Source organism: Neomesorhizobium albiziae, from assembly GCF_900114255.1.
GTDB classification, from domain to species: domain Bacteria; phylum Pseudomonadota; class Alphaproteobacteria; order Rhizobiales; family Rhizobiaceae; genus Neomesorhizobium; species Neomesorhizobium albiziae.
Window position 1 is genome coordinate 71836 of the sequence record NZ_FOSL01000001.1, and the last position, 13164, is coordinate 84999.

General features: G+C 63.1%; 13 protein-coding genes and 1 pseudogene. 7 read left to right on the top strand and 7 right to left on the bottom strand.

The window, feature by feature from the left end; all coding sequences use genetic code 11:
* The first annotated feature begins 6 nt into the window (after positions 1-6).
* The 3 genes from F3H98_RS00350 to soxG are packed head-to-tail and all read left to right on the top strand — an operon-like array spanning position 7 to position 3885.
* Positions 7-309, top strand: coding sequence for a sarcosine oxidase subunit delta (locus F3H98_RS00350; RefSeq protein ID WP_149757135.1), 303 nt, complete (start codon positions 7-9; stop codon positions 307-309).
* A complete protein-coding gene (locus F3H98_RS00355; protein ID WP_149757137.1) occupies positions 306-3305 on the top strand; it encodes a sarcosine oxidase subunit alpha in 3000 nt (999 codons plus the stop codon). The genes F3H98_RS00350 and F3H98_RS00355 overlap by 4 nt, the downstream gene beginning before the upstream one ends.
* Entirely contained in the window at positions 3298-3885 is a 588-nt protein-coding gene (soxG, locus tag F3H98_RS00360) for a sarcosine oxidase subunit gamma family protein (protein WP_149757139.1), read from the top strand. The genes F3H98_RS00355 and soxG overlap by 8 nt, the downstream gene beginning before the upstream one ends.
* Positions 3886-3948: 63 nt before the next feature.
* On the opposite strand, the gene F3H98_RS00365 is transcribed toward soxG, so the two are convergent.
* Complete coding sequence (locus tag F3H98_RS00365; protein WP_149757141.1) at positions 3949-4176, bottom strand: hypothetical protein; 228 nt, start codon at positions 4174-4176, stop codon at positions 3949-3951.
* Positions 4177-4371: 195 nt separating this feature from the next.
* On the opposite strand from F3H98_RS00365, the gene F3H98_RS00370 reads away from it, so the two are divergent.
* Complete coding sequence (locus F3H98_RS00370) at positions 4372-4656, top strand: helix-turn-helix domain-containing protein (protein ID WP_149757142.1); 285 nt, start codon at positions 4372-4374, stop codon at positions 4654-4656.
* Positions 4657-4668: 12 nt separating this feature from the next.
* On the opposite strand, the gene F3H98_RS00375 is transcribed toward F3H98_RS00370, so the two are convergent.
* A complete protein-coding gene (locus F3H98_RS00375) occupies positions 4669-4956 on the bottom strand; it encodes a Dabb family protein (RefSeq protein ID WP_149757144.1) in 288 nt (95 codons plus the stop codon).
* A 104-nt stretch (positions 4957-5060) separates the two neighbouring features.
* The gene (locus F3H98_RS32250) at positions 5061-5189 is read right to left on the bottom strand and encodes a hypothetical protein (RefSeq protein ID WP_280177952.1); all 129 of its coding nucleotides are present in this window, start codon (positions 5187-5189) and stop codon (positions 5061-5063) included.
* Between the two features lie 171 nt (positions 5190-5360).
* On the opposite strand from F3H98_RS32250, the pseudogene F3H98_RS32490 reads away from it, so the two are divergent.
* Both F3H98_RS32490 and F3H98_RS00380 read left to right on the top strand, forming a co-directional pair.
* Positions 5361-5510: pseudogene (locus tag F3H98_RS32490) on the top strand (hypothetical protein); the annotation flags it as partial.
* Between the two features lie 195 nt (positions 5511-5705).
* Positions 5706-6959, top strand: coding sequence for an SAM-dependent methyltransferase (locus F3H98_RS00380; protein WP_149757146.1), 1254 nt, complete (start codon positions 5706-5708; stop codon positions 6957-6959).
* A 127-nt stretch (positions 6960-7086) separates the two neighbouring features.
* On the opposite strand, the gene F3H98_RS00385 is transcribed toward F3H98_RS00380, so the two are convergent.
* The 3 genes from F3H98_RS00385 to F3H98_RS00395 form a co-directional block, all read right to left on the bottom strand.
* Positions 7087-9066 (bottom strand): bifunctional 2',3'-cyclic-nucleotide 2'-phosphodiesterase/3'-nucleotidase, encoded by a 1980-nt coding sequence (locus F3H98_RS00385; RefSeq protein ID WP_149757148.1) that lies wholly within the window; start codon positions 9064-9066, stop codon positions 7087-7089.
* A gap of 125 nt (positions 9067-9191) precedes the next feature.
* The gene (locus tag F3H98_RS00390) at positions 9192-10457 is read right to left on the bottom strand and encodes an NAD(P)/FAD-dependent oxidoreductase (protein WP_149757150.1); all 1266 of its coding nucleotides are present in this window, start codon (positions 10455-10457) and stop codon (positions 9192-9194) included.
* Between the two features lie 77 nt (positions 10458-10534).
* Positions 10535-11008: an Lrp/AsnC family transcriptional regulator gene (locus tag F3H98_RS00395; RefSeq protein ID WP_149757152.1), complete on the bottom strand. Its 474-nt coding sequence runs from the start codon at positions 11006-11008 to the stop codon at positions 10535-10537.
* 155 nt (positions 11009-11163) lie between these two features.
* On the opposite strand from F3H98_RS00395, the gene ald reads away from it, so the two are divergent.
* A complete protein-coding gene (ald, locus tag F3H98_RS00400; protein ID WP_149757155.1) occupies positions 11164-12279 on the top strand; it encodes an alanine dehydrogenase in 1116 nt (371 codons plus the stop codon).
* A 365-nt stretch (positions 12280-12644) separates the two neighbouring features.
* Here ald and F3H98_RS00405 read toward each other — a convergent pair whose 3' ends face one another.
* Positions 12645-13115 carry a DUF1203 domain-containing protein gene (locus F3H98_RS00405; RefSeq protein ID WP_149757157.1) on the bottom strand — a complete coding sequence of 157 codons (471 nt, stop codon included), beginning with the start codon at positions 13113-13115 and terminating at the stop codon, positions 12645-12647.
* Positions 13116-13164: the final 49 nt, after the last annotated feature.

Below are 13164 nucleotides of genomic sequence, written 5' to 3' on the forward strand. Positions count from 1 at the left end.
AAACGAATGTTGATCACCTGTCCTTATTGCGGCCCGCGCGACGTTTCCGAATATACCTATCAGGGCGACGGCAACCGCGCCCGCCCAGACGCCGGGTCGACCGACAACCAAGCCTGGAATTCCTATGTCTACGACCGCCTGAACATCGCCGGCGAACACCACGAGATCTGGCAGCATTCCGGCGGCTGCCGGGCGCATCTCGCCGTCAGCCGCAACACGCTGACCCACAAGGTTTCGGCAGTCGCTTTCGCGCGCGATGCCGGCCACCGCAAATCCGACCGTCACCGCAAGAGCGGGGGCGCTGCATGAGCCCGCGCCGCATCGATACCGGTGGCCGCCGCGTCGACCGTGACCGCGGCATCCGCTTCACGTTCGACGGCAAACCCTACAGCGGCCATCCCGGCGACACGCTTGCCTCGGCCCTGCTTGCCAACGGCGTTACCCTGTTTGGCCGCTCATTCAAATACCATCGCCCGCGTGGCGTATTGACGGCAGGCGTCGACGAGCCCAATGCCCTGGTGACGGTGCTGAAGGGCAACATCCGCGAGCCCAACATCCCGGCGACCCAGCTCGAAATCTATGACGGGCTGACGGTCGTCAGCCAGAACCGTTTCCCGTCGCTCTCCTTCGACATCGGCGCGGCAAACCAGCTCGGCGGCAAGCTGCTTGGCGCCGGCTTCTACTACAAGACGTTCATGGGACCGGTGGTCGGGCCGCTGAAAGGCACCCGGTTCTGGATGTTCTGCGAATATTTCATCCGCCGCGCTGCCGGCCTCGGCCGCGCCGGCTATGACAAGGATTCGGCGCGCTACGAGCGCACCAACGCCTTTTGCGATGTGCTGGTGGTCGGCTCAGGCCCAGCCGGCCTGATGGCGGCGAAGGCCGCCGCTCAAAGCGGAAAGCGCGTCATCCTTGCCGAACTGGAGCCGCGTTTCGGCGGTTCGGCCAACTGGTCGAGCGAGACCATCGACGGCATGCCCGCCGCAGACTGGGCGCAAGCCACGATTGCCGAACTTCGCGAACGCAAAAATGTCCGGCTGCTCCCCCGCACCACGGTCTGGGGATACTACGACGACAACATGCTTGCCGCGCTGGAGCGCGTGAGCGACCACAAGCGCGATGCAGCCAAGGGCGAGCCGCGGCACCGCTACTGGTCGATCCGCCCGGGCGCCGTGGTTCTTGCCACCGGCGCCTTCGAGCGCCCGCTGGTTTTCCCCGGCAACGACCGTCCCGGCGTCATGCTGGCGGGCGCCGCCGAGCGTTACGCCGCTGAATTCGGCGTGCTGCCCGGCCGCAAGATTGCGGTATTCGCCAACAATGACGGCGCTTATGGTACTGCCCTTGCGCTGAAAAAATCCGGCGCCGAAATCGTGGCGATCGTCGATGTGCGCCGACAGGTTTCGGAGGCCGCTCACGCCGCGGCCCTTTCGACCGGCGGCGAGTTTCTGGCAGGCCATGCCGTCGTCGCGACCGAGGGCGGCACAAAGCTCTCAGGCGTCAAGGTACAGATCTTCGACGCGGCGACAGGTGCGCTATCCGGCGATCCGCGCAGCATCGACGCCGACTGCCTGATCGTCTCGGGCGGCTGGTCGCCGGTCATCCATCTTGCCAGCCAGGCCGGCGTCAGCCCGCAATGGGATGACGACCGCCAGGCCTTCCTGCCGCCGAAACCGACGCAGAACTGGATCGGCGCCGGCGCCTTCAACGGCAGCTTCTCGACCGCAGCAGCACTCTCCGAAGGCGACGCGGCAGGGCGCCAGGCCGCCGGCGAAACCGACGGCCCGGCCGAAGAATTGCCGAATGTCGACGCCCCCGCGCTCCAATCCAATCCTGCCCCGGTCTTCGAGATCCGGACCAGCGGAAAAGCCTTCGTCGACTACCAGCACGACGTGACCGCCGAGGATGTCCGTCTCGCCCATCGCGAGGGTTTCGTCTCCGTCGAGCACCTGAAGCGCTACACCACGCTCGGCATGGCGACCGACCAGGGCAAGACCTCCAACGTGCCCGGCCTCGCCATCATGGCCGAGGCGCTGGGCAAACCGATCCCCGACGTTGGCACGACGCGGTTCCGCGCCCCCTTCGCGCCGGTCTCGATCGGCAGCCTCGCCGCCGAACGCTATGGCGACCTGAAGCCGGAGCGGCTGACGCCGATGCATGACTGGCACATCGAGCACGGCGCCACGATGTATTCGGCCGGCCTCTGGTACCGCCCGATGATCTACGGCCATTCCGGCGAGACGATCGAGCAGGCCTATGTCCGCGAGGCGAAGGCGGTGCGCGAAAAAGCCGGCATCGTCGATGTCTCGACGCTCGGAAAGATCGCCGTCCAGGGTCCCGACGCGGCCGAATTCCTCGACCGCGTCTACACCAACATGTTCTCCACCCTCGCCGTCGGCAAGGCGCGCTACGGCCTGATGCTGCGCGAGGATGGCTTCGTCATGGACGACGGCACCACCTGGCGGCTGGGCGAGAACGACTTCCTGATGACCACCACCACCGCCAATGCCGGCAAGGTCATGCAGCATCTGGAATATTTCCTGGATGTCGTCTGGCCGGACCTGAAGGTGCACCTGACTTCCGTCACGGACCAGTGGGCGGGCGCGGCGATCGGCGGACCCAAGGCGCGGGAAATCCTCGCCGCCTGCGTCACCGGAACCGCGGTCGACAACGAGGCGATGCCGTTCATGGGTATCGTTCACGGCGAGATCGCCGGCGTGGCGGTGATGATCTGCCGGCTCTCCTTTTCCGGCGAGATGGCCTTCGAGGTGTATTGCGGCGCCGGCCACGGCACCCATGTCTGGAAGGCATTGCTCGAGGCCGGCAAACCGTTCGGCCTTGTGCCTTACGGCCTGGAGGCGCTAGGCACCTTGCGCATCGAAAAGGGCCACGTCACCGGCGCCGAGATCGATGGCCGCACGACCGGCCGCGACCTGCATCTGGACTGGATGTTGTCGAAGAAGAAGCCGTTCATCGGCTCGGCCATGATGGATCGCGAGGGGATGACCGCAGAGGATCGGCTACAGCTTGTCGGTATCGTCTCGCTCGACAACCGGCCACTGAACGGTGGCGGACATATCGTCGAACAGGCAAACCCCGAAGATCCGGCCAACTCGCTGGGTCACATCACGGCAGCCTGTTATTCACCGGCGCTCGGCAAATTTATCGGGCTGGCTCTGGTCAAGGGCGGCAAGTCGCGCCACGGCAAACGCGCGTTTACGTCCGATCCGCTGCGCAACCGTTTCGGGCCGGTCGAGATCGTCAGCCACCATTTCTTCGACCCCGAAGGGAAGCGCATGCATGGTTGACGTCCTCTCCCCGCTGAAGCCGGTGTGGAAGCCCGGCACGCATGGCAACACAACGAGCGGTGTCGGTGTCGTGCTCACCGAGACGCAACCAGGCTCCATCGTTCAGGTCGCGGCATGGCCCGGTCAGGAGAAAAAACTGATCGCCGCGATCAAGACGGTGACCCGGCTTGCGCTGCCGGATGGTGCCGGCGGCGGCGTCGCCAGCGACAGCAAGGCGGCCTTCGGCATTGCGCCAGGCAAATTCCTGATCGTCGATCAGAATGAAGGGTTTGCGGCAATCCTTTCAGGCATCATGACGGCCGATATCGGGACAGTGACCGACCTTTCGCATGGGAGAACCGCGTTGAGGATTTCCGGCCCGAAGGCCGAATGGGTGCTATCGAAGTTCTTCGCCATCGACTTTTCGCTGCCGGCCTTCCCGGTGGGATCGGGCATATCGAGCGTCCACCACGACGTCTTCGCGCAGATCCAGCGCAGCGGCGCAGACCAGTTCGACCTCTATATTTTCCGGTCTTTTGCTCGTTCCTTCTGGATGGCGCTCGGCCACGCCAGCGAAGAAGTCGGCTACGAGGTGAGCTGAGGTCTCGGAAATCCTGCACCGCTTGCCGTTCAGGTCACTACTTCCTGTCGACCTGTCAGCCGTTCAGGCGGCACCCTCGCGTCCGCCCTGCGATTTGCGGTTGCCGGTTTCCACCTCGGCGGCGCATTCGGCTTCATATATGAGGTTCAGCAGGGTCGCGAGCTTCTTTGCATCCTCCGGCGCCAAGCCAGCAAGCGCATATCCCTGATAAGTGGCGGGAACATCCGCCATTTTGTCCCACACCGTCCAGTTGCCGCATGGGTCGGCAAAGCGTTCGAAGCGTCGAGGCAAATTTCTCTCCCGGTGGAATGCTGATCGGCCGGCATCGACGGCGGCAGGGGCACGGCGCAAAGAGCACGTAAGCCGCTAACGAAAAGTTTCACGGAAAAGTTGCAGCCCCGAAATTCCGGTCCGCCGGCGGTGGCGCTGCTTGCGACTCGGCGCCGTCATTGATACTTTTGGATCAATGGAGACGATGCAGGCACCATGATCACTTCGGCTCAGATTCGCGCCGCACGCAGCTTGATCGGCCTTTCGCAAGGCCAGGTGGCGCAGACCACGGGCCTCTCAATCCCGACAGTCAAGCGGGCCGAATCGGAAAAGGACGCGCCTGTGTCGCGCGCCGCAGTCGATGCGATCCGCAACGCATTGGAGAATGCCGGTGTCATTTTCATCGCCGAGGACGCCGAGGGAGCCGGGGTGCGCCTGCGCAAGTCCAGGCAGGCGGGAGGCCTGCGCCCCGAGGAGCTTAACGCAGCAAACGACGACTGAGGCAGGCCGCGTTCAACCGGCGACCACGTCGGCCGAATAACGTATTTCGCGCAACGGCCTCACCATGCGCGTCGCTTCGGCATAGATCGGGTCGGCTTTGTATGCCGCCAGCGCCCCTTCATCGGGAAACTCGGCATAGACGACCACGTCGACTGCGTCGCAGAGCGGATCGACCTTGGTGTTCAGCGATACTTCGAAGACGCTGGAATGCGGGATTTTCCCGAGCATCTCCAGTCCGGATTTGACCGCTGCGACATCCTCTTGCGCCCGCGCGCTGAAAAACACGATGTGGCGGATCAAGGTGGCCTCCTTCAAACAAGCAAGGCACCTTCTCCGCCGGGACGGCCATCACGTCAATGCGTCGAGACGGCGCGGCGGCGCGCACCCGCCATGCGCGGGCGCCGCTACACGCCGATCCAGTTCAGCACATACCTGAGTTGGCGAAAGGCCAGATCAAGGTAATGGCCGTTGTTGCTGTAGCCGTCCCAGATCAGGAAGCCGGTGACCAGGCAGATCCCGATGACATAGCGCATGCGCAGCTCCATTCCGTGCTCTGGGCGGTTGCCCGAATTCAGCGGCACGCGCGGCGAACATTCCGACGCAACACGATGGAAAGGCCTGCCCCGCCCACAACTTCCGCACCATCGGTAGCAGATTCATATGCCTGCATCCACAACCGCAGCCAGGGTAGGTTCGCAGCCAACATGAAACTCGTCGCACTGCGAGGTGTTGCCTGCCTCCTCCTTCTGTTGCGGCGCAAAAGCCTTGGCACAGCAGCCGTTTCAGCTTGCCTCTTGAAGTTTCCCTTCATGGCGTGGAAAATCATGGCGGGAATTCACTGGGAGACGTTGAGGCTCTGGCTGAAGGTGCCCGGTTCCATCGGAACCCGCCACCGCCCAAGTCGGCCAGCTATCACGATGAGGGTGGTGTTCGAACCCGGTGAGCGCCCCTCTTGCAAATCTTCCCGAAGGCCGCCGCTTTCGGGAAGTGTTTTGCTGCAGGCCAGCAAGACCGGGCGGCTTTGCGCCCGGAAAGTCGGGGTTGCGAGGATGACGAAGGATCGGACTGACGTGGCGCTGAGCGAACCCGTGCGGCTCACCGCGGCAAATCTGGCGGAGTTTTCGAGGGGCCTGCCCGCCAAGGCCAGGATGGTGCTTTCGGCAGGCCTGAGCCTGCCGCGCGGCGCCCTCACCATCCGCATGCCGGACGGACGTTCGGTTATTGTCGGCGGCAACGCCCCTGGCCCCGAAGCCGAACTCATCCTCAAAAACTGGAACCTGCCCAGCCGTGCGTTTGCCAGCGGCACCATCGGTGTCGCCGAATCCTACATGGACGGCGACTGGGAAAGCCCGGACGTCACCAGTTTCCTCGAACTGTTCGTTGTCAACAACGAAGCCGGCGAAAAGGTCGCCGGTGGCGCCAACTGGGTGCTCCTGACTATCCAGCGCGTCCGCCACTGGCTCAACCAGAACACCCACAGCGGCTCGAAGCGCAACATCTCGGCCCACTACGACCTCGGCAACCAGTTCTACAAACAGTGGCTCGATCCGACGATGACCTATTCGTCGGCGCTGTTTTCGGCTGGCGCCAATGACTTGGAAAGCGCGCAGAACGCCAAGTACCGGGCGCTGGCGCGTGATGCCGGCATCGGCTCCGGCCACCATGTGCTGGAGATCGGCTGCGGCTGGGGCGGGTTCGCCGAATTTGTCGCCCGCGAGGTCGGCTGCAAGGTCACCGGCCTCACCATCAGCCGCGAGCAGCATGATTTCGCCAGGGAGCGCATCGCCAGGGCAGGCCTCAACGAAAAGGTCGAGATCAAGCTGCAGGACTATCGCGACGAGACCGGAAAATACGATCGCATCGCCTCGATCGAGATGTTCGAGGCCGTTGGCGAAAAATACTGGCCGGTGTTCTTCGCCAAGGTGAAGGAGTGCCTGAAAGCCGGCGGCATGGCCGGCTTGCAGATCATCACCATCAACGAGGAGGCTTACCCGACCTACCGCAAGCGCCCGGACTTCATCCAGCGCTACGTCTTTCCCGGCGGCATGCTGCCGACGCCGGCCATCCTGCGTTCGCTGGGCGCCGAGCAGGGCCTTTCGTTCCTCCGCGAACGCACCTTCCCGCAGGATTACGCGCGAACGCTTGCCGAGTGGCGCACCCGTTTCTGGGCGTCATGGGAAAGGATCGTCCCGCTCGGCTTCGACGACCGCTTCAAGAAGCTCTGGGAGTTCTATCTCCACTATTGCGAAGCCGGCTTCCGCGCCGAGTACATCGACGTGCGCCAGGTGATCTACAAGGCGTGAACAGCCTCTGCAGCGCGACGCGCTGTAGCTTCTTGATCACGCATGTCGTTATCGCAAAACCGCTGCACACTTTTTGCGCGACATGCGTTAATGGGCGGCTGGAAGCCGCCCATAATGACGCGCCCGATCAGAGCGTGATGCGGTATTTGGCAAAGCCTTCCGCGCCCTCGCCTGCCGCTTCGATCTTCACGCCTTTCACATCGGCGATGAAATTCTTCGCTTTCGGTCCTGTCTCGAAAATCACGCTGGTTCCCTCCAGCGGCACGAACGACCAGTTGGCGTCGGCCGACGGGTTGATGGTGCCCTGGTCGATAATGTAGCGCACGATGACGTCGCGGTTGGTGTCCGGCGCCTCGAAGATGATTTTCGATGCGTTGATCTCCGGGAAATTGCCGCCGCCGCCGGCGCGATAGTTGTTTGACGCCACGACGAATTTCGCCGCCGGATCAATCGGCTTGCCGTCGAACATCAGGTCGACGATGCGGCTGGAGGAAGCGTTGAGCACAACACCCTTAGGATCGTATTTAGGCGGCTGCGAGAGATCTATTCTGTAGGTCACGCCGTCGATGACGTCGAAATTGTACGACGGGAAGTCGGCGTTGATCAGCGGCTGGTCGGCCTTGCCCTTCTCCACCTGCCTGAAGATGCCGGCCGACATCTCCAGCCATTCCTTGACCTGCGCGCCGTTGATTTCCACCGCACGCACGGTGTTCGGATAAAGGTAGAGGTCGGCGACGTTCTTGATGGCGATGTCGCCGGCCGGTACGTCTGTGTAGTAGTCGGCGCCGCCGCGGCCACCCGATTTGAAGGGGGCTGCCGCCGAAAGCACCGGCAGGTCCTTCCACTGCGTCGCCTTCAGCAGGTCCTTGATATACCAGGTCTGCGCCTGCGAAACGATCTGCACCGATGGGTCGTCGGCCACCAGCGCGAAATAGGAATAGAGCGGCGCCGATGTCTTGCCGACCGGCCGGCGCACATAGGCGAGCGTCGCCTCGTGGTCCTCCTTCAGCGCATCGACCATCTTCTTGTCGTCCTCCACCGTCGCCTTGTTCTTGTTGTCGACACGCTCGTAGATCGGCCGCGCTTCGGAGGTCGCCGACACGACGCGCCATTTCGAGCCGTCGCGCTCCAGAAGCAAGTCGATCAGGCCCATATGCGAGCCCCAGAAGCCGCCCATGACCGCCGGCTTGCCTTGCAGGGTGCCCTTTGCCGCGTCGACGCCCGCGAGTTCCTGGAAGTCCTTCTTGCCGGGGAACACCAAGTGCTGGTGGCCGGTGAACACGGCGTCGATGCCTTCGACACCGGCGAGGAAGAACGAGGCGTTCTCCATCATGTCGCCCTGCTTGATATCGATACCGGAGTGCGACAGCGCGATCACGATGTCGGCCCCCTCTTCCTTCATCTGCGGCACCCAGGCTTTCGCCGCCTCCACGATGTCGCGCGTCTTCACGTTGCCCTCGAGGTTCTTGGCATCCCACGTCATGATCTGCGGCGGCACGAAGCCGATGACGCCGATCTTGATCGGATGCTCCGCTCCCGCGCCATCCTTGATCTTCTTTTCGACGATCAGGTACGGCTTCAGGTAGAGCTTGTCGTCGCGCGGGTTTGCAGCCATTTCGGTACCGCGGATCAGGTTGGCGCAGACGAATGGGAAATTTGCGCCGGCCACCACCTTGTCGAGGAATGACAGGCCGTAATTGAACTCGTGGTTGCCGAGCGTCGAGACCTCGTAACCGAGCAGGTTCATGCCCTTCATCACGGGATGGACATCACCTTCCTTCAGGCCCTTCTCATAGGCGATGTAATCGCCCATCGGGTTGCCCTGCAAAAGGTCGCCATTGTCCACCAGCATCGCGTTCGTGGCTTCCTTGCGCACCGCGTCGATCAGCGACGCCGTGCGCGACAGGCCCATCGTGTCGTTTGGTTTGTCGGCGTAGTAATCGTAGGGCAGCACGTTCACGTGGATATCCGTCGTCTCCATGATCCTGAGATGCGCCTGGTTCGCCTGCGCGCGCGCCGAAAACGGATGCAGCATCACCAGCGCCCCCGCGGCGGCGGTTCCCGCCAGAAAAGAGCGGCGCGATACCGCATGAAGCAAGTGGGACATGGTTTTCTCCTCGTTGGCTGAGCGCTGAAAAATCGACACCGAACCATGAGTTTCGCGCCGAAATTTTTGCAAGTCCAGCAGGAGAGCGTGACGACAGCGTGAATGTTTGCCGGCGAAGGATACGCCTAATCCTTGCGAGGCCCGCCTTGCGTGATGAGCCGGGCGCTGCGCTGGCCGGTCGTGTAAATCCACAGCCAGCTCAGCGCGACGGTCAGCCGGTTGCGCAGGCCGATCAGGAAATAGATGTGGGCAATGCCCCATATCCACCAGGCGAGCCGGCCCCTGAGCTTGATCCAGCCGAAGTCGATCGCCGCGGCGCGCTTGCCGATTGTCGCCAGGTTTCCGTCGTTCCTGTAGCTGAACGGCCCCGGAATGGCATCGCCGCGAAGTCGCGCGCGAATGACGGAGGCGGCGTAGCGGCCCTGCTGCTTGGCGGCGGGGGCGACGCCGGGAACCAGCTTGCCGTCGGGAAGCGCCACATGCGCGGTGTCGCCGACCACGAAAATATCCTCATGGCCAGGCGCCGTCAGGTCGGGCTCCACCATGACGCGTCCTGCCCGGTCGGCCGGCGCGCCAAGCCACTCCGCCGCCGGCGAAGCGGCCACGCCCGCAGCCCAGATGATGGTCTTCGCAGGCAGACGCCGGTCGCCGTAGATCACCCCGTCGGCATCGCATTGCGACACCGGCTGCCCAAGTTCGACCTCGACGCCAAGACGCTCCAGCGCGTTGCGCGCATAGTCCGAAAGCTCCGGCACGAAGCCGGCGAGCACGCGTTCGCCAGCTTCGATCAGCACGACCCTGGCCTGGCTCGTATCGATATGCCGGAAATCACCGCGTAGGGTATCGCGCGCCAGTTCGGCGATGGTGCCGGCGAGTTCCACCCCGGTCGGACCAGCGCCGATGATCACGAAGGTCAGCAGCGCCCGCCGCTTTTGCAGGTCCGTTTCGCGCTCCGCCTGCTCGAAGGCGAGCAGCAGGCGCCGGCGTATGGTGGTCGCGTCCTCCAGCGTCTTCAGGCCGGGCGCGTAGGGCTCCCACTCGTCATGGCCGAAATAGGCGTGCCGCGCGCCGGTAGCCAGCACCAGCGTGTCGTAGGAGACGGCCGCGCCATCTTCCAGGAGAACCTTTTTCGCAGCCGCATCGACGCCGGCAACCGTGCCGAGCAATGTGGTCACATCCTTGCGGCTGCGCAGCAAGTGACGGATTGGCCAGGCGATTTCGGAGGTCGCCAGCGACGTGGTGGCGACCTGGTAGAGCAGCGGCTGGAAGAGATGATGGTTGCGCCGGTCGATGAGCGTCACCTGCACCCCGGCGCGCGCAAGGCAACGCGTCGCTTCCAGCCCGCCGAAGCCGGCGCCGACGATAACCACGTGATGGGGATTTTCGGCCATCGATCCCAGCCTATGTCGAGACGGATGGTCAGGATTTATGGGAAAGCTCGACCGCCGGCAACCTGTGGTGCCGCGACCTACGCCATCTCCGGCTTCATGCCCATCGCCGTGCGGTCGATCACTTCGCGCAACGCAAAGGAAGAGTTGATCTTGGTCACGTGCGGCATCGCCGACAGCCATTCCTTGTGGATGCGCTCGTAGTCAGCCAGATCGCGCGCCGCAATCCGCAGAATATAGTCGTATTCGCCCGACATCAGATGGCACGACAGGATGTTGGGACAACGCTTTACCGCCGCCTCGAAGTCCGAAAGCGTCTTTTCGAACTGGCCAGACAGCGATATGTGGACGATCGCGGTCATCTGGTGCCCAAGTGCTGCGTTGGAAAGCCTTGCGTGATAACCGCGAACGACCCCGGTCTTTTCCAGATTGTCGAGCCGTCGCGAACAGGCCGATTGCGACAGGCCGACCTTCTCGGCAAGCGCCGCGTTGGAGATGCGCCCATCCTTCTGCAAAGTGTCGAGAATCGCGATATCGATCCTGTCCAGGGACATTCTTCGAACTTCCTTCGAAAAAGCTAAAGATTGACGCAAGGAATACCCGCTTCGCCCGTTCCTGGCAATCGCATTCGCAAACACATGCGAACCCTTCCGTGCTTCAATCGTTGAAAGCAGGAAGATGACTGCAAAGCATGGGAGGAGAACAAAAAATGCGCGTCGGATGCCCCAAGGAAATCAAGAACCATGAATACCGCGTCGGCCTGACCCCCGGCTCGGTGCGTGAATATGTGGCGCACGGTCACGAGGTGCTGGTGGAGACCGGCGCCGGAGCCGGCATCGGCGCTGACGACAATGCCTATCGCGCCGCGGGCGCCGCAATTGCAAAGACGGCGCAAGAGGTCTTCGAAAAATCGGACATGATCGTCAAGGTCAAGGAACCGCAGCCCGGCGAATGGGCGCAACTGCGCGAAGGCCAGATCCTCTACACCTACCTCCACCTCGCCCCGGATCCGGAACAGACCAGGGGTCTTCTGGCCTCCGGCGTCACCGCGGTTGCCTACGAGACTGTCACCGACGACCGTGGCGGCCTGCCCCTGCTCGCGCCGATGTCGGAAGTCGCCGGTCGCCTGTCGATCCAGGCAGGCGCCACGGCGCTGCAGAAGGCCAATGGCGGCCGCGGCGTGCTGCTCGGTGGCGTTCCGGGCGTCTTGCCTGGCAAGGTGACGGTTCTCGGCGGCGGTGTCGTCGGCCTGCATGCGGCCAAAATGGCGGTTGGCCTCGGCGCCGACGTCACCATCATCGATCGTTCGATCCCGCGGCTGCGCCAGCTCGACGATATCTTCAACGGCCGCGTCCACACCCGCTATTCGACCGTCGAGGCGCTGGAGGATGAGTGCTTCTCAGCCGATATCGTCGTTGGCGCCGTTCTGATCCCAGGTGCGGCGGCGCCCAAGCTGGTATCACGCGAAATGCTTTCGGGCATGAAGAAGGGCGCGGTGCTGGTCGACGTCGCCATCGACCAGGGCGGCTGTTTCGAGACCTCGCATGCCACTACCCACGCCGATCCGACTTATGAGGTCGACGGCATCATCCACTATTGCGTGGCAAACATGCCGGGCGCCGTGCCGGTCACATCTGCCCATGCGCTGAACAATGCGACGCTGCATTATGGCCTGCAACTCGCCGACAAGGGCCTGAAGGCGATCATCGACGATCATCATCTCAGGAACGGCCTCAACGTGCACAAGGGCCGCATCACCAACTCGGCCGTTGCCGAAGCACTCGGCTATGAAATGGCCGAACCGAAGGCTGTGCTCGCCGCCTGATTTTCCAGGCAACCAACCTCCCTGCCCAAATGCATCGGCCCGAAAATCGGAATCGATTTTCGGGCCGATGCATTTTAGAGCGTCCTTTGCGCGTCCAAATGGACGCGCGGCGCTCTAACCCGCCGGATCCTGACCGTTCCGGGGGGCGTTTTTGTTTCGGTGACGCGGGAAAACGGGCAACAAAAAAGCGGGGTTTTTACCCCGCTTCCCCGTCTGCCGAGATTTCGCCGCCGGTCCATCCGCGGTCGGCCAAATCAATCGACATCTGCCTTATACCGAAGAAATGTAACGGCAGTGCGACAATCCCTCCGATTGTGATTCCCGCCGGTTAAGAAACGGTTAACCAAGGCGCTGGCCGACATTCCTCACCCGCGCTCGATACGGCAAGCGTAGCAATTGTTCCTGGCCGAGCGCATGTGCAGGTAGGCTATGTCTTCCCGCTCCAGCAATTCATGAGCCCGTTCGCAAATCTTGTGCGTGGGCACGACCGCCCCAGTGCCGTAGACGATGCGGTCGTCATGGCTGTAGCCGCGCACGATATGCTCGGCAGTCGGCCGGTACATATCCGGCATCACATCCGTTTCCGGCGCCCGCTCGCATTCCCGAGCATGCAGAAAAATCGGCCCGGTCTCGGCATAGGGCTGCAATTGTGGAAACGGCCGGTAGGCCAGGATCAGATATTCCTCTCCCGCCCTGACATTGTTGAGGCAATGGCGGCAAGGCACGCCGTCGCCGTCGGAAACGCGGCGCTCAGGCGTCATTCCGTAGGCATCCGGGCCACCGGCCTGCAAGGCACGGACGCGGTCGGTCGGCAGCGCCACATAGCGGATCAGCATGACAATCTCCTCGGCAATCGAATGCCGTGGAGATACGGCGCTGGCGCGG

Coding starts and splice junctions, on each gene's coding strand:
- F3H98_RS00390 (WP_149757150.1), bottom strand. CDS start 10,457: ATGGCCGAAAATCCCCATCACGTGGTTATCGTCGGCGCCGGCTTCGGC.
- soxG (WP_149757139.1), top strand. CDS start 3,298: ATGGTTGACGTCCTCTCCCCGCTGAAGCCGGTGTGGAAGCCCGGCACG.
- ald (WP_149757155.1), top strand. CDS start 11,164: ATGCGCGTCGGATGCCCCAAGGAAATCAAGAACCATGAATACCGCGTC.
- F3H98_RS00385 (WP_149757148.1), bottom strand. CDS start 9,066: ATGTCCCACTTGCTTCATGCGGTATCGCGCCGCTCTTTTCTGGCGGGA.
- F3H98_RS32250 (WP_280177952.1), bottom strand. CDS start 5,189: ATGCGCTATGTCATCGGGATCTGCCTGGTCACCGGCTTCCTGATCTGG.
- F3H98_RS00370 (WP_149757142.1), top strand. CDS start 4,372: ATGATCACTTCGGCTCAGATTCGCGCCGCACGCAGCTTGATCGGCCTT.
- F3H98_RS00395 (WP_149757152.1), bottom strand. CDS start 11,008: ATGTCCCTGGACAGGATCGATATCGCGATTCTCGACACTTTGCAGAAG.
- F3H98_RS00355 (WP_149757137.1), top strand. CDS start 306: ATGAGCCCGCGCCGCATCGATACCGGTGGCCGCCGCGTCGACCGTGAC.
- F3H98_RS00350 (WP_149757135.1), top strand. CDS start 7: ATGTTGATCACCTGTCCTTATTGCGGCCCGCGCGACGTTTCCGAATAT.
- F3H98_RS00380 (WP_149757146.1), top strand. CDS start 5,706: ATGACGAAGGATCGGACTGACGTGGCGCTGAGCGAACCCGTGCGGCTC.
- F3H98_RS00405 (WP_149757157.1), bottom strand. CDS start 13,115: ATGCTGATCCGCTATGTGGCGCTGCCGACCGACCGCGTCCGTGCCTTG.